Here is a 1,418-nt window from a genome sequence, read left to right on the forward strand (position 1 = left end):
TACTCCAGCCGGACTTCGTGATCTTGCCGCGTGGCGGTCCCGGAACTGGTACGGCCACCGCTTGATCATCGTCAGTTGTGTGGACATCTGAAGATCAGGCGGTGGCCGCGGGCCACAGCGTAGAACCCGGCCGGTGGCCGGCGATGGTGGACGGGTTGCTCGATCGGGTGGCCGGCCGGTTCGCCCGGGTGGAGACCCGGCGCCGGTTCGCTGGGTTGCTGCGCGGGATGCTTGCCGAACTCCCCAGAAAGAATTGTTGGACCATCGCTGAGCACGCCGGGGACACCGCACCGGACGGCATGCAGCATCTGTTGAACCGGGCCGTGTGGGACACCGATGGCGTGGCCGCTGACCTGCGTCGCTTCGTGGTCGAGCACCTCGGCGAGCCGGGCGCGGTGTTGGTTACCGACGAGACCGGTGACCTGAAGAAGGGCTGCCACACGGTCGGGGTGCAACGCCAGTACACCGGAACCGCGGGCCGGATCGAGAACGCCCAGATCGCGGTCTACCTCAGCTATGCCGCCCGCGGCGGGCACACGATGATCGATCGCGAGCTCTATCTGCCGCGCAGCTGGACCGACGATCCCGGCCGCTGCGCCGCGGCCGGGGTCCCCGCCGAAGTCGAGTTCGCCACCAAACCGGCCCTGGCCGGCGCCATGATCACGCGTGCCGTGTCCGCTGGAGTGCCGGCGCGGTGGGTCGCCGGCGACGAGGTCTACGGCGCCGACCCGACGCTGCGTGCCCAGATCGAGACCCTCGGCCTGGGCTACGTGCTGGCCATCGGCTGCGACCGCCGGGTCCCGACCCACGGCGGACCGATGCGTCCGGACCGCATCGCTGCCGCGCTGCCCGCCCACTGCTGGCAGCGCTACTCGGCTGGGGCCGGGGCGAAGGGCCCCCGCATCTACGACTGGGCCCTCGTCACGCTCACCGCCGCCGACGGGTCCGGACACCGCTGGCTACTGCTGCGCCGCCACCCCGGCCACGGCGAGCTGGCCTACTACCGCTGCTACTCCCCACACCCGGTGCCACTGCGCGAACTGGTCCGCGTCGCCGGCGCGCGGTGGACCATCGAAGAATCTTTCCAGGTCGGCAAGGGCCTGACCGGGCTCGACGAGCATCAGGTCCGCCGGTGGATCTCGTGGCGGCGCTGGACCCTGGTCGCGATGCTCGCCCACGCCCTGCTGACCGTGCTCGCCGCCACCGAACGGGCCCAGCACCCGGCACCGTCCGGGCTGATCGCGTTGACCTGCAACGAGATCGCCCGCCTACTCAACCGGTTGGTCATCGAACCCGCCCGCCGCCTCGCCGACCCGCTGGCCTGGACCGACTGGCGACGACGCCACCAACATCGAGCTCGCAGCAGCCACTACAAACGACGACCCGAGACATGATCACGATCTACGACTGGAGTACTA

Annotated in this window: 1 protein-coding gene; it reads left to right on the forward strand. The window is 70.2% G+C overall.

The genetic code is table 11. The features are described 5' to 3' along the window. Positions 1-143: 143 nt before the first annotated feature. On the forward strand, positions 144-1,394 hold the full coding sequence (locus HF526_RS34400; protein ID WP_169385826.1) for an IS701 family transposase: 1,251 nt from the start codon (positions 144-146) through the stop codon (positions 1,392-1,394). The last annotated feature ends 24 nt before the right edge of the window (positions 1,395-1,418 follow it).

The sequence above is a fragment of the Pseudonocardia acidicola genome (genome assembly GCF_012911935.1).
GTDB lineage: Bacteria > Actinomycetota > Actinomycetes > Mycobacteriales > Pseudonocardiaceae > Pseudonocardia > Pseudonocardia acidicola.

Excerpts from the sequence above, each read along its gene's own strand:
- HF526_RS34400 (WP_169385826.1), top strand. The coding sequence starts at position 144 with ATGGTGGACGGGTTGCTCGATCGGGTGGCCGGCCGGTTCGCCCGGGTG.